Origin of the sequence: Rathayibacter sp. PhB1 (assembly GCF_004362935.1) — a bacterium.
GTDB classification, from domain to species: Bacteria; Actinomycetota; Actinomycetes; order Actinomycetales; family Microbacteriaceae; genus Rathayibacter; species Rathayibacter festucae.
The window spans coordinates 314,475-336,994 of the sequence record NZ_SNYD01000003.1; the positions used below are offsets into that span (position 1 = coordinate 314,475).

Genomic DNA, 22,520 nt, shown 5'->3' on the forward strand with positions numbered 1-22,520 from the left:
TCCGGGCGCCCGGGAGCACCGGGCGACCGGACACCCGACGCGCTAGAAGCCCCAGCCGCGGCCGAACAGCTCGTCACCGGGCGGGCGTCCGCCGGGAGCCGCCCCGCGCGCACCGAGGTACGACGACACGACGGCCGCGCCGAGGTCGTCCGCCTCCGGGTTCACGACCGAGCCGCCGACGCGGCGGGCCAGCGAGTCGATGAAGCGGGCGAGCCCCGGGTCGTCGCCCAGCCGGAAGAACGTGGTGTGCGCGCCGAGGCGGGTGGAGGCGTCGAGCTCGCGGACGGAGACGGCGACGGTCACCGGGTCCGGCGGGTAGTCGAAGTAGATCTGCCCGTCCGGCTCGAGGTGCGCGGTCGGCTCGCCGTCGGTGACGATCAGCAGGACCGGCTGCGCACTCGGGTGCTTGCGGAAGTGCCGGTTGGCGAGCAGCAGGGCGTGGTGCAGGTTCGTGCCCTTCTCCCACTCCGCGTCGAGGCCGACGAGCTGCTCGACGTCCATCACCTCGGCCTGACGGCCGAACGCGATCAGCTGCAGCTCGTCGCCGCGGAACCGGCTCGAGATCAGGGTGTGCAGGGCGAGCGCGGTGCGCTTCATCGGCACCCAGCGGCCGTCCATCGCCATCGAGAACGACGTGTCGACGAGGAGGGCGACGCAGGCCTGGGTCCGCGCCTCCGTCTCCTGCACCTCGACGTCGCCGATCTCGATCCGGACGCCCGAGCCGGTCTCCCGGCCGTCGCCCGCGGTCCTGGTCAGCGCGTTGGTGAGGGTGCGGGTGACGTCCCAGGCCTCGGTGTCGCCGAACTCCCACTGCCGGGTCGCGCCGGAGCGCTCGCCCGCCGCGCCCGCCCGGCGCACGTCGCGCGCGCCCTGCCGGCCGGAGAGCGTGTCCGCGATGTCGCGCAGCAGCGCCTTGCCGAGCTGGCGCATGGCCTTCGGAGTGAGGGTGAGCGCGCCGTCCGAGCCGCGGCGCAGGGTGCCGGAGTCGCGCAGCGCCTTCTCGAGGCGCTTGAGGGTCTGCGCGTCGACCGCCGCGTCGTCGCCGAGGCGGCGGGCGAGCAGGTCGAGGTCGAGGTCGTCGAGGTTCGAGCGCTCGTGCGGCTGCGCGAGCTGGTCGGCGAGCGCGTCGAGGTCGGCGAGCTCCTGGAAGACGCCGGTGCCGTCGCCGAGGCCGAGGCCCTGCTCGCCGTCCATCCGCTCGGAGCCGCCCCAGTCCTCGCCGGGGCGCAGGCCCCGCAGGGTCTCGTCCAGCTGACCGAGCGACTGCATCAGCTCGGGGGTGCCGAAGGCCTGCTGGGCGAGGGCGTCGAGCTCGTCGCGCTGCTGCTGGGTCATCGAGTTGCGCATCCGCTGGGCCGCGGCGGCGCGGGCGGCCAGGGCGTCGATCAGCTCGTCGACGGTCTCGGGCCGCTCGGGGAAGTACTCGCCGTGCTGCGCCATGAACGCGTCGAACTGCTCGGGGGTGTCCTCGCCGCGGGCGTGCGCCTCGAGGAGCTGGTTGAGGTCGCGGAGCATCGCGTCGATCGCCGCGCGGTCCTCGTCACTCGCGTTCTCGAGGGCCTGCTTCATGCCCTCGAAGCGCTGCTCGAGCATCTCGGCGCCGAGCAGCTCCTTGATCTTCTCGAAGTCGGCGCGCGCCTCCGGGCTCTGCCAGCGGTAGTCCGAGAGCTCGGAGACCGCGGCGGCGGGCGAGGGCGGCAGGCTGTCGAGCTGGATCTCGGCGAGGGCGCGGTCGCCGTCGTCCATCTGCGTGTCGCGGGCGAGCTGCTTGCGCTCGGCGAGGACGGCGCGGTCGAGCAGCTCGCGGACCTCGCGGAGGGTGCCGTCGAGTCCGTGCTTCTGCGTCAGCTCGCGCCGGCGCTCGGCGACGCGGGCGGCGAGGTCGTCGAGGCCCTGGCCGTCGCGGCCGCCGCGGCGGAGGAACTCGCGCATGGCGCGCTCGGGCGAGGTGCCGGCCATGACGTCCTCGCCGATGGCGTCGAGCGCCTCGGCCAGGTCGACGGGCGGGGCGAGCGGATCGGGACCGCCGTCGTAGCGGGAGTAGCGGGCGTCGCGCCCGAGCCGGCGGTTGCCCCTAGGCACTTGCGGGCCCTCCGGGCAGCGGAAGTCCGGCGGGCAGCGGGAGGCCGATGACCAGCGGCTCAGCCATAGACGGCCTCGCCCCCGCCCGTCTCCTTGCTGAGCTTGCGGGAGAGGTAGAGGCCCTCGAGCGCGAGCTCGACGGCGCCCGCGCGACGGCCGGCGCCGACGGCCTCGAGGCGGTCGGCGATGTCGTCGTAGAGGGTCGACTCGCCGAGGACGGGCAGGGCCGCGAGGAACTCCTCGGCCGTCACCTGCTCGCCGGTGGTGATCATCGCGCCGTTCTCGACGGCGGTGACGAGCGGGGTGAGGTCGAGTCCCCGGAGGTGCGCGCGGACCGTCTCGGCGGTGGCCTGGCGGAGGAGGTGGTCGAGGATCTCGTCCTCGCGGCCCTCCTCGCCCGACTCGAACTCGATCTTGCCGCCGAGGACGTCGACCGCGGTCTCGAGGTCGATCGGGCGGGCGACCGCCTCCTCCTCACCGCGGCGGGTGGCCCGGTGCAGCGCGGCGGCGGCGATGGTCTCGGCGCCGGCGATGGCGAAACGGGCGCTCACTCCGCTGCGCTGGTCGACGGAGGACGACTCGCGCAGGGCCCGGGTGAAGCGGGCGAGGATCTCGATCAGCGCGTCCGGGACGGTGGCGACGAGGTCGGCCTCCTGGCGGATCACGGCGACCTCGTCGACGAGCGCGGTCGGGTAGTGGGTGCGGATCTCGGCCCCGAAGCGGTCCTTCAGCGGGGTGATGATCCGGCCGCGGTTCGTGTAGTCCTCGGGGTTGGCGCTGGCGACGACGAGGACGTCGAGCGGGAGCCGCATCACGTAGCCGCGGATCTGGATGTCGCGCTCCTCCATCACGTTGAGCATCGCGACCTGGATGCGCTCGGCGAGGTCGGGCAGCTCGTTGATCGCGACGATGCCGCGGTGGCTGCGCGGGATGAGGCCGAAGTGGATGGTCTCCGGGTCGCCGAGGCTGCGGCCCTCGGCCACCTTCATCGGGTCGACGTCACCGATGAGGTCGGCGACGCTCGTGTCCGGCGTGGCCAGCTTCTCGACGTAGCGCTCCTCGCGGCTGCGCCAGGCGACGGGCAGCTCGTCGCCGAGCTCCTGCGCCCGGCGCCTGCTGATCGAGGTGATCGGCTCGTAGGGGTGCTCGCCGAGCTCGGAGCCCTCGATGACGGGCGTCCACTCGTCGAGCAGGCCGTTGAGCGTGCGGAGGAGGCGGGTCTTGCCCTGGCCGCGCTCGCCGAGCAGCACGATGTCGTGCCCGGCGATCACCGCCCGCTCGACCTGGGGGATGACGGTGTCCTGGAAGCCGTGCAGGCCGGGCCAGGGGTCGCGGCCCTCGCGGAGGGCGTCGAGGAGGTTGTCGCGGATCTCGGTGCGGAGGGTCTTCTGCGCATGCCCGGAGGCGCGCAGCTGGCCGAGGGTGCTGATCTGGGGGCGCATCACCTCTGCAACGCTACGCCGCGGGTCCGACATGCGGTGGGGGTGCGCGGGATTCGCCGGGGTGCTGGCGGTGGCGACGGATCGGGGCGATCATGCGGCCCGGGTCCGGTCCCGGTCTTGCATGCTGATCGAGTAGCCCTCGCAGAGGGCGTATCGAGATCCACGCACCGGACGACGGCGGGTCTCGATACGCCCCTCCGGGGCTACTCGACCAGCATGGTTGCCCCGAGTCCGATTAATGCTGATCGAGTAGCCCTCGCAGAGGGCGTATCGAGATCCGGGCACCGAATGACGGCGGGTCTCGATACGCCCTTCCGGGGCTACTCGACCAGCATGGAGGCCGCGGTGCCCGCCATATGAACAGCCCGCGAAGCGGCCCTTCCTGGCGATGGAAGAGCCCGCGCAGCGGCCCTTCATGGTGATCGAGTAGCCCGCGGAGCGGGCGTATCGAGATCCACCCACCGGACGACGGCGGGTCTCGATACGCCCCTCCGGGGCTACTCGACCAGCATGGAGGCCGCGGTGCCCGCTGTAGGAACAGCCCGCGAAGCGGCCCTTCCTAGCGATGGAAGAGCCCGCGCAGCGGCCCTTCATGGTGATCGAGTAGCCCGCGGAGCGGGCGTATCGAGATCCACCCACCGGACGACGGCGGGTCTCGATACGCCCCTTCGGGGCTACTCGACCAGCATGGAAGTGAGATTTCTCGAAGGTCGGGCGCTGGGTGCGCTACTTGATCGAGCCGCGCATCACGCCGCTGACGACCCAGCGCTGGGCGAAGAGGTAGACGATCAGCAGCGGGGCCATCGCCATGAGGTACGAGGCGAAGGCGACGGTGTAGTTGGTGTTGAACTGCCCCTGGAAGACGTACTCCGCGAGCGGCAGCGTGCGGGCCGACGGGTCGGAGAGCACCACCAGCGGCAGGATGAAGTCGTTCCAGGCCCAGACGCAGGTGAGGATGCCGACGGTCGCGTTCATCGGTCCGAGCAGCGGGAAGATGATCTGCCAGTAGGTGCGCCAGGTCGAGGCGCCGTCGGTGCGGGCCGCCTCCTCGAGCTCGATCGGGATCGAGCGGATGAAGGCCGTGTAGATGAAGGTGTTGATCGAGAGGCCGAAGACGGCGTAGAGCAGGATCAGCCCGACCTGGTTGTCCAGGCCCAGCAGTGCCGTCTCCTTCACCACCGGCAGCATGATGATCGGGAACGGCACGAAGACCGCGGCGAGCAGGTAGAAGTAGACGCCCTTGAAGAACGGCTTGTCGAGATTGCGGGCGACGGCGTAGGCGACCATCGAGTTCGAGAAGAGCGTCAGCGCGACCGCGCCCACTGTGATCAGCGCGGTGTTGACGAACGCCTGCGGGAAGCGGGTCGCCTCCCAGGCGGTGGCGAAGTTCTCCCAGGAGATCGAGGTCGGCAGCTCGAAGCCGGTGCCGCCGAGCTGGTCCGGGGTCTTCAGCGCCGTGACGACGGCGAAGTAGAGCGGCAGCAGGATCGTCAGCGAGCAGACGGCGATGAGCGCGGTGGCCCACCAGTTGATCCTGTAGGAGTCGCGGGAGGGGCGGCGCGGGCGCTTGCCGTCCTGCGGCTCGCCGAGGGCGATGGCGGTGGTGGGGGTGATGGTCGCGGTCATCAGAAGGACGCCTCTCTGCGGCTGAGGACTCGGAACTGGATCAGCGAGACCACGATGATGATGAGGAAGTAGAGGACGGCGTTGGCCGTCTGATAGGCGTACTCGCCGCCCTGGAAGCCGCCGCGGTAGATCAGCAGCGTGATCGACTCGGTGGAGGTGCCCGGCCCGCCGTTGGTGAGGGCGACGATGTGGTCGAAGACCTGGAGGAAGTTCTTCATCGACAGGACCATGTTGATCGTGAAGAAGGAGGCGATCAGCGGGAAGGTGATCGAGGTGAACTGCCGCCAGGGCGTCGCCCCGTCGAGCGAGGTCGCCTCGTAGAGCTCCCCCGGAATGGTCTGCAGGCCGGCGAGGTAGATGATGATCGAGAAGGCCGAGGCCTGCCAGACCGCCAGGATCACGATCGCGACCCAGGCCCAGTCGGCGTTCGCGAGGATGTTCTCGCCGAGCACCGGTATCGCTCCGACGATCTGCGGGAGCGAGTTCGCGAAGAGGTACTGGAAGACGTAGCCGATGACCAGGGTCGAGAGCACGTAGGGGATGAAGTAGATCCCGCGGAAGGCGGTCTGGAACTTGATCTTCGCGTTCAGGGCGATGGCGATCCCGAGCGAGATCACATTGACGAGGACGGTCGCCACGATCGCGAAGCCGAAGGTGAAGCCGTAGGCCTTCCACACCCGGTCGTCCTGGAGCAGGGCCAGGTAGTTGGAGAAGCCGATCAGGTCCCACGAGCCGTAGCCGGCGTAGTTCGTGAAGCTGAAGAAGATGCCGGTGAGGACCGGCACGGTGTGCAGGACGAAGAAGAGCAGGACGGCGGGGACCGTCATCCAGTAGAACGTCTTCGAGGTGCGGCCGAGGGTCCGCTTGCGCGGGGCGACCGGAGGCGTGGTGGCCGGCGTCTGGGGCGCCGCCGTCGTGGTCGTGGTCATGTCCTGCTCACTTCCGGGTCGTGCGTGCCGCGACCTTGCGCCACTCACTGTCGAGGGTGCGGAGCGCGGCGTCCGCGTCTCCACTGGCGAGGAACGCCTGGAGGGTGGGGTTGAGCGGGATGCTCGCGGGGATCTGGTGGTCGACGAAGCCGATCAGGCGGCCCTGCTCGAAGTAGGGCTGCAGCTCGGCGAGGGTCGGGTCGCTGTTGGGGGCGGCGCCGACGAGCGGCGAGAAGGCGGCCTGGCTCTGCACGTAGGGCTCGACCACGGCGGGGTCGAGCAGGAAGGCGACGAAGCGGCGGGCGGCCTCCAGCTTCGGGGTGCCGCGGCCGATCGCTACGGCGACGTCGACTCCGGAGGTGACCTGCGTGTCGGCGGGGTCGTCGAGCACGGGGTAGGGGAAGACGCCGAGGTCGATGTCGGGGTTGTTGGTGCGGACCGGGTTGATCGCCCAGATGCCCTGCGGGTACATCGCGGCCTCGCCGGCTGCGAAGGCCTGGTTGCCGTCGTCGTAGCCGCGGCCGAAGGAGCCCTCCTGGGTGTAGGAGAAGAGCTGCCCGAGGCGCTCCATCGCCAGCGCGTAATCCTTGGAGAACGAGACGGGCGAGTCGGGGCCGAGGTCGGCTCCCTCGGCGCGCATCGCGTCGAAGAAGCCCTCCGGCTGCAGCTGGCCGGCCAGGGCGTTGAAGGCCGGGGCGCCGGTCCAGTTGTCGAGCAGCGCGCCGTAGAACGGGGTGACGCCCGCGGCGACGAGGGTGTCGCAGACGGCGATCAGCTCGTCCCAGGTGGTCGGGACCTCGATGCCGTTGTCGGCGAAGATCGTGCGGTTGTAGAGGATGCCGTCGGCGTTGTTGGCGAAGGCGAGGGCGTTGATCTCCTCGCCGTTGAAGCTGCCGAGGGCGTCGATGATCTCGAGCGCCGCCGGATTCACCCGCTCGACGAGCTCGTCGCCGGTGAAGTCGTGGAAGACGCCGGCCTTGGCGAGATCGGCGTAGTAGCCGGAGCCGTTGAGGGTGAGGACGTCGGGGATCTTGTCCTTCACGAGCAGCGTGCGCAGGGCGGTGTCCGGGTCGGGGACGTTGTTGGCGATCACGCGGATGTCGGGGTTGGCGGCCTCGAACTGCGCGATGATCCGGGCGAAGTCCTCGACGGCCTCGGCCTTGAACTGGAAGAAGTCGAGCGTGGTGACGCCGCTCTCCGCGCCGGGCGAGGCGCAGGAGGCGAGGGCGGCGATCGAGGCGGCGGACGCGGCGGCCGAGAGGAAGAGGCGCCGGGACAGGGCGCCGGGCGGGGGGACGTGGCGAGGGGTCATGGGTGGGGCGCCTCCTTGCGCGGGGGGGGGGTGAGGGACTGCAGGACGGTGGATCTCGAGACGAAGTGGCGTATCGAGACCGCGCGTCTGCAGGACGGTGGATCTCGATACGCCCGCAGAGCGGGCTACTCGATCAGCAAGAGGGGGAACGCGGGGCGGGAACCTTGCTGGTCGAGTAGCCGCGGAGCGGCGTATCGAGATCACGCGCCTGCAGGACGGTGGATCTCGATACGCCCGCTGCGCGGGCTGCTCGGTCGGCGAAGGCGGCCCGCGGAGCGGGCTGCTCGATCAGCAAGGAGCGGAACGGGCCGCTCGAGCGGCGTGGGCTACTCGACGGCGGTGGCGGTCAGGACGACGAGGGACTCCGGGTTCAGGACGGGGGTCTGCAGGCCGACCGTCGCGAGGACGCGGCCGGTGAGGACGGTGTCGTGCAGGGTCCAGTCGAGGGGCGACTGGCCGGGCCCGCCGAGCGGTGCGGACACCGGGGCGAGTCGGACGGCGTAGGCGGTGTCGGGATCGAGTCCCGGGAGAGTGAGCCGCCCGGGCGGGTAGCTCTCCCCCGTGCGGAGCTGGGCGAGGACGAAGAGGGCGGACGCGCGGTCGGCGGCGACGACTCCGGAGAGCGAGGCCGCGTCGTCGGCGAGGTCGGCGCGGACGACGGTGCCGCTGTGCAGCAGGTCGCGGTGCTCGCGGTGGAAGGCGACCCAGCGGGTCAGCTCCTCCTCCACGGCGGGCTCGAGGGCCGAGACGTCCCACTCGATGCCGAGGTGGCCGGTCAGCGCGGTGCCGGCGCGGAACGCGAGCGAGTGCGTGCGCTGGGTGGAGTGCGCCTGCGGCGGGCCGATGTGCTGCCCCATCAGCTCGGGCGGGACGACCAGCTGCGTGTACGGCTGGATGGTCTGCCGCTCGAGCGGGTCGTTGCAGTCGCTGGTCCAGATGCGGTCGGTGCGGGCGAGGATGCCGAGGTCGACGCGGGAGCCGCCGGACGCGCAGGACTCGATCTCGAGGCCGGGGTGCCGGGCGCGGAGCTCGTCGAGCAGCCGGTAGAGCGCGAGGACGTTCTCGTGCACGGCCGCGCGGCCGGTGGCGGGCGAGACCGCCTCGATCAGGTCGCGGTTGTGGTCCCACTTGAGGTACGCGATCGGGTACTCCGTCACCAGCGCGTCGAGGGCGGCGAGCACGTGCTCGTACGCGCCGCGCTGGGAGAGGTCGAGGACCTGCTGCTGGCGCGCCGAGTGCGGGAGGTGGCCGGCCGGGCCGAGGATCCACTCCGGATGCGCGCGGGCGAGCTCGGAGTCGGGGCTGATCATCTCGGGCTCGACCCAGAGGCCGAACTGCATCCCCAGGCCGGTGACCGCCTCGATGATCGGCGAGAGGCCGCGCGGCCAGACGTCCGGGTCGACGGTCCAGTCGCCGAGGCTGGTCGTGTCGTCGCGCCGGCCGAGGAACCAGCCGTCGTCGAGCACGAACCGCTCCACTCCGATCCGCGCGGCGCTCTCGGCGAGCGCGGTGAGGCCGGCGAGGTCGTGGTCGAAGTAGACGGCCTCCCAGGTGTTGAGGGTGACGGGCCGCGGAGTGACGGGGTGCTGCGCGCGGGTCCGGAGCGACGCGTGGAACCGGGCCTGCAGGGCGTTCAGCCCGTCGCCCCAGGAGCCGTAGGCGACCGGCGTCTCGTAGCTCTCGCCCTGCGCGAGCTCGATCTCGGCGGGGCGGAGCAGCTCGCCGGTCGCGACCAGCGAGACGCCCTCGACGGTGCGCTCGGCGCGGATCGCGGCGTTGCCGCTCCAGCCGAGGTGCACGCCGTGCACGAGCCCGCGCTCCCAGCCGAAGCCCGGAGTGCCGACGGCGAGGAGGAGCGTCGCGTCGGCGCCGGGACGCCCGCGGCGCGTGCTGCGGGTGTGCTCGCCGATGGTGAGCGGGCGGCGCTGGGGGTGGCGCTCGCGGAGGTGGTGGCCGGTGGTGTCCAGGATCTCGCGGGCGGTCGCGGGGAGGGGGAAGCCGAGGTCGAGGCGCTCGAGGCGGAAGGGGCGCTCGTCGAGGTTCTCGACGCGGGCGCGCTGGGTGAGCAGTCCGGAGCCGTCGACCTCGACGTCGATCGTGACGCGCAGGCGGGCGCCGACGGCGACGACGCGGAGGGCGGCGCCGAGGCTCTCGAGGCTCTCGACGACGAAGCGCTCGCTCGCGGTCTCGCGCTCGTGCGTGCCCTCGAGGGTCGGCGCGTGCTGCCAGCCGTCCGCCTCGACGGCGACGAGGCCGAACGGGGCCGGGGCGTCGAGGCCGCCGGAGACGCGCTGCGGCACGGCGGCCGCGGCGAGCGCCGATAGTTCAGCGGCGGAAAGATGGCCGAGGTCGGCGCCCCAGTGCACGATCGCCGGGAAGGCGGCGGTGCGGGCGTCGACGACCACGCTCGTTCCTCCGCTGCGGAGGTGGAGGACGCGGTCGGCGGCGGATCCGAGGGACTCGGGGGTGCTCGTCGGTGCGGTGCTGCGCTGCATGCGTTAGTTCTACGGCAGAAGTAATAGGGCTGTCAAGAGGGCGGATGTGGTCGATGAGACCCGTTCGCGGGGTGGCGGTCGAGTAGCTTCGTGTCGGAACGGAAAGAAGGGCGGCAGCATGGCGATGACGGACACCGTCGCGGCGGAGGACGGCGCCGGCACCTCGGCGGAGCTCCTGGCCCGCGAAGTGCTCATCCACGGGCCGATCTCGCGCGCGGACCTCGGCCGGCGGCTCGGCCTCTCCCCCGCCAGCCTCACCCGGCTCACCCGCCCCTTCCTCGAGAGCGGCCTCTTCGTGGAGGGCGCCGAGCAGAGCGCGGGGGTCGGCCGGCCGGCCCGCCCGCTCGACATCCGCCCGGAGGCGCTGCGCTTCGCGGGCGTCAAGATCACCGGCACCGAGGTGCTCGCCGTCCGCACCGATCTGCGGGCGCAGACCGAGCGCGGGCTGGTCCGGACGCTGCCGGGGACCTCGCCGCGGGAGGTGATCGCCGCGGTCGTCGCCGTGGTCGAGGAGCTGGGCGGGGCCTCCGCCTTCGCCGGGCTGGGCGTGACGATCGGCGGAAGCGTGGACGCGGCGGGGCGGGTACGGCGCGCGCCGTTCCTCCGCTGGCGCGACGTCGACCTCGCCGGGCCGCTGTCGGCGGAGCTCGGGCTGCCGGTGGCGCTGGAGAACGACGTCGTCGCGCTCACCGCGGCCGAGCACTGGTTCGGGCGCGGGCGCGGGCTCTCGCACTTCGCGGTCCTGACGATGGGCGCGGGCGTCGGCTACGGACTCGTGGTGCACGACCGCGTCGTCGCGCCGCCGGCCGCGGGCCTCGGGCTCGGCGGCCACTTCCCGCTCGACCCGGGCGGGCCGGTCTGCGAGGCGGGGCACCGCGGCTGCTCGACGGCGATGCTGACGCTGCCGTCGCTGACGCGGCAGCTCTACGTGGCGACCGGGCGCGAGCTGACGCTGGCCGAGGGCTTCGCGCTGGCGCGCGAGGGCGACCAGGCCGCCGCGCGGATCCTCGAGGACTCGGCCCGGGCGCTCGGCACGATGATCTCGGCGATCGCGAACCTGGCGATGGCCGACACGGTGATCCTGGCCGGCGAGGGCGTGGCGCTCTACTCGGAGCAGTCGGCGCTGGTGGACGCGGCGATCGCGGCCGTCCGCGATCCGGACGCCGACGCGCCCACGCTGCTGGTCGACGACGGCGGCCTGATCGAGTGGGCCCGCGGCGCCGCCGCGACGGCCATCCAGCGCCTCCTCCCCCGCATCGCCGGCCCGGTGCAGTAGCGCGCGCCGTCGTCACCGCACGACGTCGGCTGATCGTGCTCCTCCTCTGCAGCCGGCGAGGGAGGACCACCTCAGCAGGGCTTCCGCCAGCGGATCGAAGACGGCCTGGTCCCTGACGGACGCGAGCGCGTCAGCGGCCGCTCTGGGCTGCCGCCCGACGGCCGCGGCGCGTGCGGGCGACGGAGCGCTGGGCGTCACGACGCGCCTCGTCGAGGATCTGCTGGCGGACGGCGACGTCGGTCAGATCGCGCAGCCCGTCGCGGCGGGGCTCCGACAGCTCCACTTTTCCAGGGTCCGTGATCGTCATGACGTCGAGTTTACGGTCGGATCCACTGATCGAGAAGGATCCACGGCGCTTCGGCCGGGGGTGCGTCGGCGGTGCTCGGCGAACACGACGGCGAGGATCCCGGCGATGAGGCGCAGATCGTTCTCGTCCTCCTCGGTGAGGGTGTCTGTGAGGGGCGCGTCGACGGTGACGAGGCCGAACGCACCGGTCGGCGTGACGATCGGGGTGGTGATGAACGTGTTGTAGCCGTTCCCCGACTCCGCCCAGTCGCCCGGTGCGGTGGTGATGTCGTCGACGAACAGGGATCTGCCGGACCGGAGGATCTCGAACGCCGTATCGCCGCGGACAGTGCCGGCGACGAAAGGCGAGGGAGGCTGCCGGTACCCGTTGGACGCCTTGTCGACCGGTTCCAGGAGCGTCCCCGCGCTGTCCACCTGGTAGACGACGGCGCGCACGCCCGGGATGTCGCCGTGCAGGAGATAGGCGATCGCGTCGACCGACTGCTTCACCAGGCGCTCGAACGCCCGCGCCCGTTCTCGCTTGCTCATGTCGGCCATGTCTGCAGCGGCAGAGGCGATCTCCGCGAACGCATCGGCCACGACCGAGTGCCGCTCTGCGAGGGCTTCGAGCTCCGCAGTGGAGGATGCCTCGACCGCCACCCTGTCCGCCGCGATGTCGAGCTCGCGCTGCAGCGCTCGGGACGTCAACCATCGATCGTGAGCCACGACGAGGACGCCGGCTGCGACCAGGAGCACGCCGGTCGGGAGGAGCAGACGAGCGTCGAAGCCGACCAGCATTCCGAGGAGAGTGCTCGCTCCGGCCAGTCCGCCCGCGAGATACGTCGCATACCGCTCCGTCCTCTCTCCGATGCGCATCACCATGCGCGCGATGCGGCGCTCGTGGCGGGCGGGAGTCGATCGGTCGGTCACGGCCGCCAGCGTAGTGACGAGCTCCGTCACGCTCTCAGAACGGTCCGCGAAATCGACGCCTCCGGCGCGAAGGGGATCACGCGCCGGGGGTCAGCAGGCCGCTCTCGTAGGCGGCGATCACGAGCTGGGCGCGGTCGTGGGCCGAGAGCTTGGACATGATGCGGTTGACGTGGGTCTTGGCGGTGTGCGGGGAGATGACGAGGTCGTCCGCGATCTCCTGGTTGGAGCGGCCGCGCGCGACGAGCAGGAGGACCTCGCGCTCGCGGTCGGTGAGCTGGGCGAACTCCGGCGGCTCGACGAGCGGCGGCGAGGCCTGGGGCGCGAGGACGTAGCGGGTGATCAGGCTGCGGGTCGCGGCGGGCGAGAGCAGGCTGTCGCCCGCGTGCACGGCGCGGACGGCGGCGGCGATCTCCTCCGGCTCGGCGCCCTTGCCGAGGAAGCCCCCGGCGCCCGCGCGCAGGGCGGCGATCAGGTACTCGTCCTCCTCGAAGGTCGTGAGGATGAGGACCTTCGTCGCCGCCAGCTCCGGGTCGGCGCAGATCAGGGCGGTGGCGCCGATGCCGTCGAGCTCGGGCATGCGGATGTCCATCAGGACGACGTCGGGGTGCAGGCGGGTCGCCAGCTCGACCGCCTCGCGGCCGGTGCGCGCCTCGCCGACGACCTCGATGCCGCTCTCGCCGCTCAGGATGTCGGTGACGGCCTGGCGGATCAGGGGCTGGTCGTCGACGACGAGGACGGTGGTCATCGCGGGTCCTCCTCTGGGGTCGGGGTCGGCGTCGGCGGGGTCGAAGGTGTCTGCGGGAGCGACGCCGACGGCCCGACCGCCGCCTGCGGCAGCGGCAGCGACGCCGCCACCCGGTAGCCGCCCGGTGTCGCTCCCGTCACCACCGTGCCGCGGACGGAGGCCACGCGCTCCCGGAGGCCGAGCAGCCCGTGCCCGCTGCCGCGCTCGGGGTCCGGACCCGCGACGGCCGCGACCGGGTTCGCCACGACGATCTCGACGCGGTCGTCCGCCACCGCGACGAGGACGTGCGCGCGATGCTCGGCGCCGTGCTTGTGGGCGTTGGTGAGCGCCTCCTGGACCACGCGGTAGGCGACGAGATCGACCGCCCCCTGGACGCGGTCGAGCGCACCCTCGGTGCGGACGGTGACCTGCAGGCCGTCCTCGCCGAAGCGGCGGACGAGCTCGTCGAGCCGGTCGAGGCCGGGCTGCGGCGCCGTGCCGGCCGCCTCGTCGGTGCGGAGGACCTCGAGGAGGTCGCCGATCTCGCCCAGGACCGAGCGGGCCGCGCTGCGGATCGTGCTCAGCGCCTCGCGCGCCTTCTCGGGCCGGGAGTCGAGGGCGGAGCTCGCCACCCCGGCGTTGAGGCTGATCACCGAGATCTGGTGCGCGACGGCGTCGTGCAGGTCGCGGGCGATGCGCAGCCGCTCCTCGCTGACGCGGCGCCGCGCCTCCGACTCCCGGGTCTGCTCGGCCCGCTCCGCCCGCTCGGTCACCGCGACGATGTACTCGCGGCGCGAGCGCGTGGCGTCGCCGGCGGCCGCCGCGAAGAGCACCGTGACGGCGTACTGCACCGCCCGGGCGTCGAGGGGGCTCACCGCCGCGCCGACGACGCTCAGGAGCACCACCGCGACCACCGTGACCCCGGTCACGACGAGACCGACCCGGCGGGAGCTGCGGTTCGTCACCGCGAACATCGCGATCGCCGTCGCGAGGACGACCCCCGGCGCGAGCAGGCCGAGGACCGCCGCGGCGGCGGACAGCGCGACGATCGCCGCGAGCACCGGGATCGGCCGGCGCCGCCGCAGCGGCAGCAGGACCGCCGGCGCGAGCACGATCGCGAACTCGAGCAGGCCCGACGGCCGCTGAGCGGACCCCTGGAACGGCGCGAACGCCGCGGCGACGATGATCGCGGCCGCGAGGGCGTCGCCGAGCCACGACCGCAGCCGCGGGTGGGCCTGCATCCGCGGCGTCATCCCCACATCCTGGCGGAGTGCGCGCGCCGCGGCGTCACCCCGCCGTGGTGCTCCGCCTACCGCGACCGCGGTACGGCGGGGACACCCTGCGAGGGACGCGCGATCGGGCGGCGCCGCCCAGGCTGGAGTGGCCGCCCCGGAACCCGCCGGGCGGCGGAGGGAGTCCCATGAGCACGCCCATCATCTCGGTGAGAGACGTCCGCAGGTCGTACGGCCGAGGCCAGAACCGCTTCGAGGCGCTGAAGGGCGTGAGCTTCGACATCCAGGAGGGCGAGAGCGTCGCCATCGTCGGCAAGAGCGGCTCGGGCAAGTCGACCCTGATGCACCTGCTCGCGCTGCTCGACGCCCCCAGCACCGGCGTGGTCGAGCTCGAGGGAGTGGACACCAGCACGCTCAAGGGGCGCCGGCTCGACGTCACCCGCAACCGCACCTTCGGCTTCGTGTTCCAGCAGTTCTTCCTCACGCCGAACGCCTCAGTGCTCGACAACGTGGTGCTGCCGATGAAGATCGCCGGGATCGGCCGGGCGGAGCGCAAGCGGCGCGGCCTCGCCGCGCTGGCCCAGCTCGAGCTCGACGACAAGGCCGGCAGCAGGGCCGTCGACCTCTCCGGCGGGCAGAAGCAGCGGACGGTCATCGCCCGCGCGCTCGTCAACAACCCGCGCATCCTGTTCGCGGACGAGCCGACCGGCAACCTGGACACGACGACCGGCGGAGTGGTCGAGGACATCCTCTTCGCGCTCAACCGCGAGAACGGCATCACCCTGATCGTGGTCACCCACGACGAGGAGCTGGCCGCGCGCTGCGACCGGCGCCTGATGATCCGCGACGGCCTGCTGGTCGAGGACTCCGCGGCGGTGGCCGCATGAAGGCCGTCGACCTGATCGGGACCGCGATCGCCAACACCTTCCGCTCCCGGACGCGCACGCTCCTGACGATCCTCGCGATCTTCGTCGGCGCGTTCACCCTGACCCTCACCAACGGGCTCGGCACCGGCATCAACGCCTACATCGACGACACGGTCGACGGGGTCGGCGCCTCGGACGTGATGACCGTGTCGAAGACCTCGGAGTCGGCGACGGGCCTGGGCTCCGGGCCGGTCGAGTACGACCCCGACGCGGTCGCGAGCGGGGCGGCGGGGCCTCCCGGGCAGACCGTCGTCGCGCTGACCCCGGCCGACCTCGAGACGCTCGCCGGAGTCGAGGGCGTGCTCGACGTGCAGGCGGTGAAGTCGATCTCGGCCGACTACGTGGCGGCCGGCGACGGACCGAAGTACGTGATCGGGATCGGCAGCCTCGTGGAGGGGCAGACCGTCCAGCTCGCCGCGGGGGCCGGCCTCGACGACGCGTCGACGCAGCTCCAGGCGGTGCTGCCGGTGTCCTACGTCGAGCCGCTCGGCTTCGCGGACGACGCGGCGGCCGTCGGGACGACCGTGTCGATCGGCATCACCGATGCGCAGCGGACGCCGCACGTGGTCGAGGCGACGATCGTCGGCGTCGCGGAGGAGAGCATCGCGGGAGCGGGCGGGGGCCTCGTCACGAACGACGCGCTCACCGACGCGCTGTTCACGACGCAGAGCACCGGCGTGCCGGCGGACCAGGTCGACCGCTTCGCCCAGGCGAGCGTGCGCTTCGACGCGGCGGCGGACGACGAGCAGGTCACCGCGCTCAAGGACCGCCTCGCGGACGCCGGCTACACCGGCACCACGGTCGCGGACCAGCTGGGCACGATCAAGTCCGTCGTCGACGGGATCGTGCTGGTGCTCAACGCCTTCGCGGTGATCGCGCTGCTGGCGGCGAGCTTCGGCATCGTCAACACGCTGCTGATGAGCGTGCAGGAGCGGACCCGCGAGATCGGCCTGATGAAGGCGATGGGCATGGGCAGCGGACGCGTGTTCGCGCTCTTCAGCATCGAGGCGGCGTTCATCGGCTTCCTCGGCAGCGCGATCGGCGCGCTGCTGGCGGTGGCGGCGGGGACCGGGCTGAGCGGGGTGCTCTCGGGCTCGCTGCTCTCGGACCTGCCGGGGCTGACCCTGATCGCGTTCGACCCGGTGTCGATCCTGACGGTGGTGCTCGTGGTGATGGTGATCGCGTTCGTGGCGGGGACGCTGCCGGCCGCGCGGGCGGCACGGGCGGATCCGGTGCAGTCGCTGCGGTACGAGTAGCACCCCCGGGTCCTGCCGCTGCAGAACGTCAGCTGAACGTGCGGCTCATCGCCGATGGGCGATGACCAGGCGTCTCAGCTGATGTTCTGCGTCCGTCAGCGGCCCTCGGCTCCGCTGCCCTCGTAGTCCGCGTCAGTGATGTGCTCGGCCCAGGCCGTGGTCGTCGACGGGTCGTCGGCAGCCTCGAGCACGGCGAGGTGCTCCATGAAGACGCCGGGCGCGGAGGCGTGCCAGTGCTCCTCGCCGGGCGGGGTGTAGAGGGTCTGGCCGGCGTGCACCTCGAGGACCGTGCCGTCGCGGCCGCCGAAGCGGGCGACGCCCGAGGTCACGTGCAGGTACTGGCCGCGGGCGTGCGAGTGCCAGGCGGTGCGGGCGCCGGGGGCGAAGCGCACCCGGGCCATCGTGGTGCGCTGGTCGGCGTCGTGCGGCACGACGATGGTGTCGAGCCAGACGTCGCCGGCGAACTGCTCGGGCGGGTTCTTGGCGGTGGGGGTCGTCGGTTCGATGTTCATCAGAGTCCTTCTTCCGCGGTGGCGGCGGGCCGGGCGTCCGCCTCCGTCGCCACGCTAGGCCGGGGTCGGAGCGCGGGACAGGCCCTGGCGGTACACGTTCCGGCAGGGCCTCGCTCGCGCGGGGACAGCGGTGTGGAGTGGTCGGGATCCCCCTTCCCCCAACCCCGAGGAGACCCCGTGCCCGAGACCACCCCCAGCCCGCTCCGCGCCTCCATCGGCGACCTCGCTCCGAAGATCGTCCAGCTCACCGAGGACGTGCTCTTCGGCGACGTCTGGGAGCGCCCCGAGCTCGCCAAGCGCGACCGCAGCCTGCTCACGCTCTCCTCGCTGCTCACCGGCGGGAGCACGGTGCAGCTCGACGCGCACATCCGCATCGGCCGCGACAACGGGCTGACCGAGGCCGAGATCGTCGAGGCGTTCACCCACCTCGCCTTCTACGCCGGCTGGCCCAAGGCGCTCTCGGCGATCGACGTCGCGAAGCGCGTCTTCGCGGAATGAGCACGCGCCGCAGCACGCGCCGCTCCGTCTCGGAGCCGCTCGTAGGGTGGTTCCGGAACGACCTCGACGAGCGGAGACGACGATGACGAACGCGCAGGACGACGAGCGCCGCCAGGCGGTGGCGGGGCCGACCCGCTTCTTCGGCGACGAGGCGTTCGAGGACGACGGCGGCACGACGCTGCGCTGGCTCGGCATGGCCGGGTTCCTGCTCACCTCGCGCGGCACGTCGCTGATGATCGATCCGCTGCTCGGCGGCTTCGACATGCCGGTGCTGATCGACTTCCCGATCGCCGCCGCCGCCGTGCCGCGCCTGGACGCGGTGCTGGTGACCCACAGCGACAACGACCACTTCAGCCGGCCGACCTGCCGGCAGCTCGCGCCGGTGACCACCGCGTTCCACTCGACGCGCTACGTCGCCTCGGAGATGACGGCCGAGGGGCTGCCGGCCCACGGGCACGGGATCGACGACGCGTTCGAGGTCGGCGGCGTCGGCGTCCGGCTGACCCCGGCCGACCACGCCTGGCAGAACGCGTTCCCCGAGCCGGGGCAGCGCTTCTTCGAGGAGGAGGACGCCTGCGGCTTCTGGCTCGAGACGCCGGACGGCACGGTCTGGGCGCCCGGCGACTCGCGGCTGATCCGCGAGCACCACCTGACCGGGCCGAGCCCCGACGTGATGCTCTTCGACTTCTCGGACAGCGAGTGGCACTTCACCTTCGAGGGCGCGATCGAGATGGCGGACGCGCACCCGACGTCGCAGCTGGTGCTGCACCACTGGGGCTCGGTGGACTCGCCGGACTTCGCGCCGTTCAACGGCGACCCGGCCGACGTGCTGCGCGCGGTGTCGCATCCGGAGCGGGTGCACGTGCTCGCTCCTGGCGAGCCCTTCCGGCTGGCTGGAGCGTCCCGGCTGAGCTGAGAGGTCCGACACCTGAGCGCCCAGCGGTCGCCGCGCTCAGACCACCGGCTGCGCCGCGGGGAGCACCAGGGCCGAGCGGCGGCCGAGCAGCCAGACCGTGAGCGCGAAGCCGCTCAGCACGGCGCCGGCGATGCAGACCGCGCCCCAGCCGCCGTGGGTCCAGAGGAAGGATGCGAGGGCCGAGCCGAGCGCGCCGCAGACGAAGTTGGTCGTGACGAACGCGGTGTTGAGGCGGCTGCGCGCGGACGGGTCGACCTGGAACATCCGCGACTGGACCAGGATGTTGTGGCCCTGGATCGCGACGTCGAGCACCAGGATCGCGACGATAACCGCGACGATCGAGCCGCCTCCGACGCCCGCGATCACGAAGGACAGCAGCACAGCTGCCCAGGCGACGCCGATCGCCGGGAGCGCCAGACCGCGGTCGTGCAGGTGCCCGGCGCGCTGGGCTGCGATCGCGCCGGCGAGGCCGATCAGGCCGAAGAGGCCGATCGTGCCGACGTCGAAGGAGAACGGCGGGGCGCTGAGCAGGAAGGTCAGCGACGTCCAGAACATCGTGAAGACGGCGAAGGACGTGCCGCCGAGGGCGAGGCTCCAGCGCACCGAGCGCTCGCGCCGGACGATCGCGAAGACGGAGGCGATCAGGGCCGGGTAGCGCAGGCGGGTCCGCGGCGGGAGCGACGGGATCGCTCGGGCGAGCAGGACCGCGAGCACGACGCCCGCGACCGCCGCGACGACGTAGACGGTGCGCCAGCCGGCGGCCTGGGCGATGAGGCCGCTGATCGTCCGCGAGACGAGGATGCCGGTCAGGATCCCCGAGACGACGGTGCCGACGACCCTGCCGCGGGTGGCGTCGTCGGCGAGGTCGCCCGCGAGAGGGGCGAGGATCTGGCCGGCGACGGTGGTCAGGCCGACGAGGGCGAGGGTGGCGACGAGCACGGCGAAGGTCGGCGCGAGCGCGCAGGCGAGGAGGGCGAGGGAGGCGCAGAGCATCGCGGCGGGGACGAGGACGCGGCGGTCGAGCACGTCGCCGAGCGGGACGAAGAGGAGCACGCCGAGGGCGTAGCCGAGCTGCGTCGCGGTGACGAGCCAGCCCGCGGATCCGGTGCTCGTGCCGAGGTCGGTGGCGAGGAAGTCGAGCAGCGGCTGGGCCCAGTAGAGGTTGCCGACGGCGACGCCGCCCGCGATCGCGAAGAGGAGGGTGGTGCGGCGGTTCACTCGGCGGTCCTGTTGGCGGAGGCGGGGTGCGCGGCGGGGGCGTCGGCGCTCTGCGTCGCCGACCAGCTCGCGAGCAGCTTCAGGGCGTCGTCGCTCGGCGAGCCCGGCTCGGCGCTGTAGATGAGGAAGTCGAGACCGGGGTCGCCGAGCGGCTCGAAGGCCTCGTAGCTGAGGTGCAGGTCGCCGACGATCGGGTGGTGGAAGAACTTGCTGCCGCTGGCGTGGTGGCGCACCTCGTGGGCGCCCCAGCGGGTGCGGAACTCGTCGCTCCGGGTGGACAGCTCGCCGACGAGGGCCTGGAGCTCGGCGTCGTGCGGGGCGCGGCCGGCCTCGGTGCGGAGGATGCCGACGGTGATGTCGGCGGCGGTGCTCCAGACCGGGTAGAACGCCTCCGCGAGCTCGCGCTGCAGGAAGGCGAAGCGGGCGAGGTTGACCGGGCGCTCCGGGAGCGCGTAGAGGTCGGCGTAGAGCGCGCGGAACAGGTCGTTCTCGACCAGGACGTCGAGCCGGCCGTTGCGGACGAAGGCGGGGGCCGAGGTGATCGACTCGACCGCGAGCCGCATGCTCGGGCGGACGGCGGCGGGCGCGCGCCGGCGGGAGCGCAGCGGCGAGCGCTCGGCGGTGCGGGCGAGGTCGAAGAGGTGCTCGCGCTCGGCGCGGTCGAGGCGCAGGGCGTCGGCGAGCGCGGTCAGCACCGACTCGGACGCGCCGCGCAGGTCGCCGCGCTCGAGCCGCGAGTAGTACTCGATGCTCACGCCGGCCAGCTGGGCCACCTCGCTGCGGCGCAGGCCCGGCACCCGGCGGTTGCCGCCGGCGGGCAGCTCGACCTGCTCGGGGGTCAGCCGGGCCCGGCGGGAGGTCAGGAAGTCGCGCGCCTCGGGGTCGTTCGTCATGCCTGTCACGCTACGGCGCGGGAGCACGGCGAGGGATGCCCTGCGGGGGCACCGGTGCGGGCGGGCGGGTGCGGCGGGGGGCGACCTGGGGAGCGGCGGGCGGCAATTCATGCTGATCGAGTAGCCCGCGCAGCGGGCGTATCGAGATCCACCCGCATGCAGCACCACTGCTGAAGATCGTGGGTCTCGATACGCCCCTGCGGGGCTACTCGACCAGCATGAAGCCCCCCCTGCGGACGGTATGCATGCTGATCGAGTAGCCCGCGCAGCGGGCGTATCGAGATCCACCACCGTCAGAAGACCGGTCTGCAGGCACGCACTGCGCAGAGGGGTGGGTCTCGATACGCCCCTGCGGGGCTGCTCGACCAGCATGAAGGCCGAGGTGCTTCGCCATTCAGGACGGCTGCTGTCCGCCTTCGTCGGCAGGCTGGGTGCATGAGCGAAGCAGAGAGCGTGTCCCCCTTCCGCATCGACATCGCCGAGAGCGACGTCGACGACCTCCGCCGCCGGCTCCGGGCCGCGCGGTTCCCTGCGCCGCTGCCCGGCGACGGCTGGGACACCGGCGTGCCGACCGGCGTCCTCCGCCGGCTCGCGTCGGCCTGGGCGGAGTTCGACTGGGCGCGGTACCAGGAGCGGCTGAACGAGGTGCCGCAGTTCCGCACGGTGATCGACGGGCAGGCGATCCACTTCGCGCACGTGCGGTCCGCCGTGCCGGGTGCCGTCCCACTGCTGCTGACGCACGGCTGGCCGGGGTCCTTCCTCGAGTTCCTCGGACTGATCGGTCCGCTGACCGATCCGGTCGCGCACGGCGGCGAGGCGGCGGACGCCTTCGACGTCGTGATCCCGTCGATCCCCGGCTTCGGCTTCTCCTCGCCGCTGGCCTCGGACGACTGGACGACGCGGCGGATCGCCGAGGCGTGGCTGACGCTGATGGACCGGCTCGGGTACGACCGCTTCGCCGTGCAGGGCGGCGACCTCGGCGCGAGCATCTCCCCCGAGGTCGCGCGGGTGGCGCCGGAGCGGGTGATCGGCGTGCACGTGAACGGCACGCTCGGCTTCGCGACGGACGTCGACGACGAGACGGCCGCGACGCTCACGGAGCTGGAGCAGGACCGGCTGCGGCGGACCCGCGAGTTCATGACGGAGGAGTACGGCTACATCGCCCTCCAGTCGACCCGGCCGGGACTCGTCGGCGAGCTGCTCGGCGACTCCCCCGTCGCGCAGCTGGCCTGGATGCTGGACAAGTTCCAGGCCTGGACGCATCCGGCGGAGACCCCGGCCGAGGAGATCGTGGGCCTCGATCTGCTGCTCGGGAACGCCTCGCTCTACTGGTTCACAGCGACGGCGGGCTCGGCCGCGTCCGTCGGCTACGCGCAGGGCGGCGACTGGGGTGCGCCGCCGGCGAACTCGGGCGTGCCGACCGCGGTGCTCTGCTTCGCGCACGACATCGGCATCCGGCGCTTCGTCGAGGACGCGCACACGATCGTGCGCTGGACGGACGTGCCCGAGCGCGGCGGGCACTTCGCGGCGCTCGAGGAGCCGGAGCGGCTGGTCGCGGACGTGCGGGAGTTCCTGCGGCCGCTGCGGTGAGCGGGGCGCGGGGTCTCGATACGCCCCTGCGGGGCTACTCGACCAGCATGAGCAGGGCCTGCGGGCACACACGCGGACGCAATCCATGCTGATCGAGTAGCCCGCGCAGCGGGCGTATCGAGATCCACCACCGTCGGACGGCGAGTCTGCAGACACGCACTGCTGATGACGGCGGGTCTCGATACGCCCCTGCGGGGCTACTCGACCAGCATGAAAAGGGCCCACGGCCTGCTGCGCGTGGCGATGCATGCTGATCGAGTAGCCCGCGCAGCGGGCGTATCGAGATCCACCACCGTCGGACGGCGAGTCTGCAGACACGCACTGCTGATGACGGCGGGTCTCGATACGCCCCTGCGGGGCTACTCGACCAGCATGAAG

The 22,520-nt window shown here is 72.4% G+C and carries 19 protein-coding genes; 6 read left to right on the forward strand and 13 right to left on the reverse strand.

Going from position 1 to position 22,520, the window contains the following annotated elements:
- Nucleotides 1–42: 42 nt before the first annotated feature.
- The 6 genes from EDF17_RS09270 to EDF17_RS09295 form a co-directional block, all read right to left on the reverse strand.
- Nucleotides 43–2,082 carry a VWA domain-containing protein gene (locus tag EDF17_RS09270; RefSeq protein ID WP_123446830.1) on the reverse strand — a complete coding sequence of 680 codons (2,040 nt, stop codon included), beginning with the start codon at nucleotides 2,080–2,082 and terminating at the stop codon, nucleotides 43–45.
- 59 nt (nucleotides 2,083–2,141) lie between these two features.
- Entirely contained in the window at nucleotides 2,142–3,524 is a 1,383-nt protein-coding gene (locus tag EDF17_RS09275) for a sigma 54-interacting transcriptional regulator (protein WP_123446831.1), read from the reverse strand.
- 726 nt (nucleotides 3,525–4,250) lie between these two features.
- Nucleotides 4,251–5,150, reverse strand: a complete 900-nt coding sequence (locus tag EDF17_RS09280; protein WP_123446832.1) for a carbohydrate ABC transporter permease — start codon at nucleotides 5,148–5,150, stop codon at nucleotides 4,251–4,253.
- The gene (locus EDF17_RS09285) at nucleotides 5,150–6,079 is read right to left on the reverse strand and encodes a sugar ABC transporter permease (RefSeq protein WP_123446833.1); all 930 of its coding nucleotides are present in this window, start codon (nucleotides 6,077–6,079) and stop codon (nucleotides 5,150–5,152) included. Before EDF17_RS09285 ends, EDF17_RS09280 begins: the two co-directional genes overlap by 1 nt.
- 7 nt (nucleotides 6,080–6,086) lie before the next feature.
- Nucleotides 6,087–7,391, reverse strand: coding sequence for an extracellular solute-binding protein (locus EDF17_RS09290; protein WP_123446834.1), 1,305 nt, complete (start codon nucleotides 7,389–7,391; stop codon nucleotides 6,087–6,089).
- A 326-nt stretch (nucleotides 7,392–7,717) separates the two neighbouring features.
- Nucleotides 7,718–9,886 (reverse strand): alpha-galactosidase, encoded by a 2,169-nt coding sequence (locus tag EDF17_RS09295; protein ID WP_123446835.1) that lies wholly within the window; start codon nucleotides 9,884–9,886, stop codon nucleotides 7,718–7,720.
- Between the two features lie 118 nt (nucleotides 9,887–10,004).
- On the opposite strand from EDF17_RS09295, the gene EDF17_RS09300 reads away from it, so the two are divergent.
- Nucleotides 10,005–11,162 carry an ROK family transcriptional regulator gene (locus EDF17_RS09300; RefSeq protein WP_243732843.1) on the forward strand — a complete coding sequence of 386 codons (1,158 nt, stop codon included), beginning with the start codon at nucleotides 10,005–10,007 and terminating at the stop codon, nucleotides 11,160–11,162.
- A 130-nt stretch (nucleotides 11,163–11,292) separates the two neighbouring features.
- Here the strand turns inward: EDF17_RS09300 and EDF17_RS19805 are convergent, their stop codons facing one another.
- From EDF17_RS19805 to EDF17_RS09315, 4 genes are all read right to left on the reverse strand, one after another.
- Nucleotides 11,293–11,469, reverse strand: coding sequence for a hypothetical protein (locus EDF17_RS19805; RefSeq protein WP_166649635.1), 177 nt, complete (start codon nucleotides 11,467–11,469; stop codon nucleotides 11,293–11,295).
- Nucleotides 11,466–12,377 carry a GAF domain-containing protein gene (locus tag EDF17_RS09305; RefSeq protein WP_133671968.1) on the reverse strand — a complete coding sequence of 304 codons (912 nt, stop codon included), beginning with the start codon at nucleotides 12,375–12,377 and terminating at the stop codon, nucleotides 11,466–11,468. The genes EDF17_RS19805 and EDF17_RS09305 overlap by 4 nt, the downstream gene beginning before the upstream one ends.
- 76 nt (nucleotides 12,378–12,453) lie before the next feature.
- The gene (locus EDF17_RS09310; RefSeq protein WP_123446837.1) at nucleotides 12,454–13,122 is read right to left on the reverse strand and encodes a response regulator transcription factor; all 669 of its coding nucleotides are present in this window, start codon (nucleotides 13,120–13,122) and stop codon (nucleotides 12,454–12,456) included.
- Complete coding sequence (locus EDF17_RS09315; protein ID WP_123446838.1) at nucleotides 13,119–14,354, reverse strand: histidine kinase; 1,236 nt, start codon at nucleotides 14,352–14,354, stop codon at nucleotides 13,119–13,121. The genes EDF17_RS09310 and EDF17_RS09315 overlap by 4 nt, the downstream gene beginning before the upstream one ends.
- 167 nt (nucleotides 14,355–14,521) lie before the next feature.
- On the opposite strand from EDF17_RS09315, the gene EDF17_RS09320 reads away from it, so the two are divergent.
- Both EDF17_RS09320 and EDF17_RS09325 read left to right on the forward strand, forming a co-directional pair.
- Nucleotides 14,522–15,220 (forward strand): ABC transporter ATP-binding protein, encoded by a 699-nt coding sequence (locus EDF17_RS09320; protein ID WP_123446839.1) that lies wholly within the window; start codon nucleotides 14,522–14,524, stop codon nucleotides 15,218–15,220.
- A complete protein-coding gene (locus EDF17_RS09325; RefSeq protein WP_123446840.1) occupies nucleotides 15,217–16,515 on the forward strand; it encodes an ABC transporter permease in 1,299 nt (432 codons plus the stop codon). The genes EDF17_RS09320 and EDF17_RS09325 overlap by 4 nt, the downstream gene beginning before the upstream one ends.
- Nucleotides 16,516–16,610: 95 nt before the next feature.
- On the opposite strand, the gene EDF17_RS09330 is transcribed toward EDF17_RS09325, so the two are convergent.
- Nucleotides 16,611–17,027 (reverse strand): cupin domain-containing protein, encoded by a 417-nt coding sequence (locus EDF17_RS09330; RefSeq protein WP_123446841.1) that lies wholly within the window; start codon nucleotides 17,025–17,027, stop codon nucleotides 16,611–16,613.
- A 177-nt stretch (nucleotides 17,028–17,204) separates the two neighbouring features.
- On the opposite strand from EDF17_RS09330, the gene EDF17_RS09335 reads away from it, so the two are divergent.
- Nucleotides 17,205–17,525, forward strand: coding sequence for a carboxymuconolactone decarboxylase family protein (locus EDF17_RS09335; RefSeq protein ID WP_123446842.1), 321 nt, complete (start codon nucleotides 17,205–17,207; stop codon nucleotides 17,523–17,525).
- 82 nt (nucleotides 17,526–17,607) lie between these two features.
- Nucleotides 17,608–18,441, forward strand: coding sequence for an MBL fold metallo-hydrolase (locus tag EDF17_RS09340; RefSeq protein WP_123446843.1), 834 nt, complete (start codon nucleotides 17,608–17,610; stop codon nucleotides 18,439–18,441).
- 36 nt (nucleotides 18,442–18,477) lie between these two features.
- On the opposite strand, the gene EDF17_RS09345 is transcribed toward EDF17_RS09340, so the two are convergent.
- Both EDF17_RS09345 and EDF17_RS09350 read right to left on the reverse strand, forming a co-directional pair.
- Entirely contained in the window at nucleotides 18,478–19,659 is a 1,182-nt protein-coding gene (locus EDF17_RS09345; RefSeq protein WP_123446844.1) for an MFS transporter, read from the reverse strand.
- Entirely contained in the window at nucleotides 19,656–20,552 is an 897-nt protein-coding gene (locus EDF17_RS09350; RefSeq protein ID WP_123446845.1) for a helix-turn-helix transcriptional regulator, read from the reverse strand. Before EDF17_RS09350 ends, EDF17_RS09345 begins: the two co-directional genes overlap by 4 nt.
- 435 nt (nucleotides 20,553–20,987) lie before the next feature.
- Here EDF17_RS09350 and EDF17_RS09355 point away from each other — a divergent pair, with 435 nt between their 5' ends.
- On the forward strand, nucleotides 20,988–22,142 hold the full coding sequence (locus tag EDF17_RS09355; protein WP_123446846.1) for an epoxide hydrolase family protein: 1,155 nt from the start codon (nucleotides 20,988–20,990) through the stop codon (nucleotides 22,140–22,142).
- Nucleotides 22,143–22,520 lie beyond the last annotated feature (378 nt).

Excerpts from the sequence above, each read along its gene's own strand:
- EDF17_RS09355 (WP_123446846.1), top strand. The coding sequence starts at position 20,988 with ATGAGCGAAGCAGAGAGCGTGTCCCCCTTCCGCATCGACATCGCCGAG.
- EDF17_RS09325 (WP_123446840.1), top strand. The coding sequence starts at position 15,217 with ATGAAGGCCGTCGACCTGATCGGGACCGCGATCGCCAACACCTTCCGC.
- EDF17_RS09295 (WP_123446835.1), bottom strand. The coding sequence starts at position 9,886 with ATGCAGCGCAGCACCGCACCGACGAGCACCCCCGAGTCCCTCGGATCC.
- EDF17_RS09280 (WP_123446832.1), bottom strand. The coding sequence starts at position 5,150 with ATGACCGCGACCATCACCCCCACCACCGCCATCGCCCTCGGCGAGCCG.
- EDF17_RS09310 (WP_123446837.1), bottom strand. The coding sequence starts at position 13,122 with ATGACCACCGTCCTCGTCGTCGACGACCAGCCCCTGATCCGCCAGGCC.
- EDF17_RS09330 (WP_123446841.1), bottom strand. The coding sequence starts at position 17,027 with ATGAACATCGAACCGACGACCCCCACCGCCAAGAACCCGCCCGAGCAG.
- EDF17_RS09315 (WP_123446838.1), bottom strand. The coding sequence starts at position 14,354 with ATGACGCCGCGGATGCAGGCCCACCCGCGGCTGCGGTCGTGGCTCGGC.
- EDF17_RS09350 (WP_123446845.1), bottom strand. The coding sequence starts at position 20,552 with ATGACGAACGACCCCGAGGCGCGCGACTTCCTGACCTCCCGCCGGGCC.
- EDF17_RS09285 (WP_123446833.1), bottom strand. The coding sequence starts at position 6,079 with ATGACCACGACCACGACGGCGGCGCCCCAGACGCCGGCCACCACGCCT.
- EDF17_RS09340 (WP_123446843.1), top strand. The coding sequence starts at position 17,608 with ATGACGAACGCGCAGGACGACGAGCGCCGCCAGGCGGTGGCGGGGCCG.
- EDF17_RS09275 (WP_123446831.1), bottom strand. The coding sequence starts at position 3,524 with ATGCGCCCCCAGATCAGCACCCTCGGCCAGCTGCGCGCCTCCGGGCAT.
- EDF17_RS09300 (WP_243732843.1), top strand. The coding sequence starts at position 10,005 with ATGGCGATGACGGACACCGTCGCGGCGGAGGACGGCGCCGGCACCTCG.
- EDF17_RS09320 (WP_123446839.1), top strand. The coding sequence starts at position 14,522 with ATGAGCACGCCCATCATCTCGGTGAGAGACGTCCGCAGGTCGTACGGC.
- EDF17_RS09290 (WP_123446834.1), bottom strand. The coding sequence starts at position 7,391 with ATGACCCCTCGCCACGTCCCCCCGCCCGGCGCCCTGTCCCGGCGCCTC.
- EDF17_RS19805 (WP_166649635.1), bottom strand. The coding sequence starts at position 11,469 with ATGACGATCACGGACCCTGGAAAAGTGGAGCTGTCGGAGCCCCGCCGC.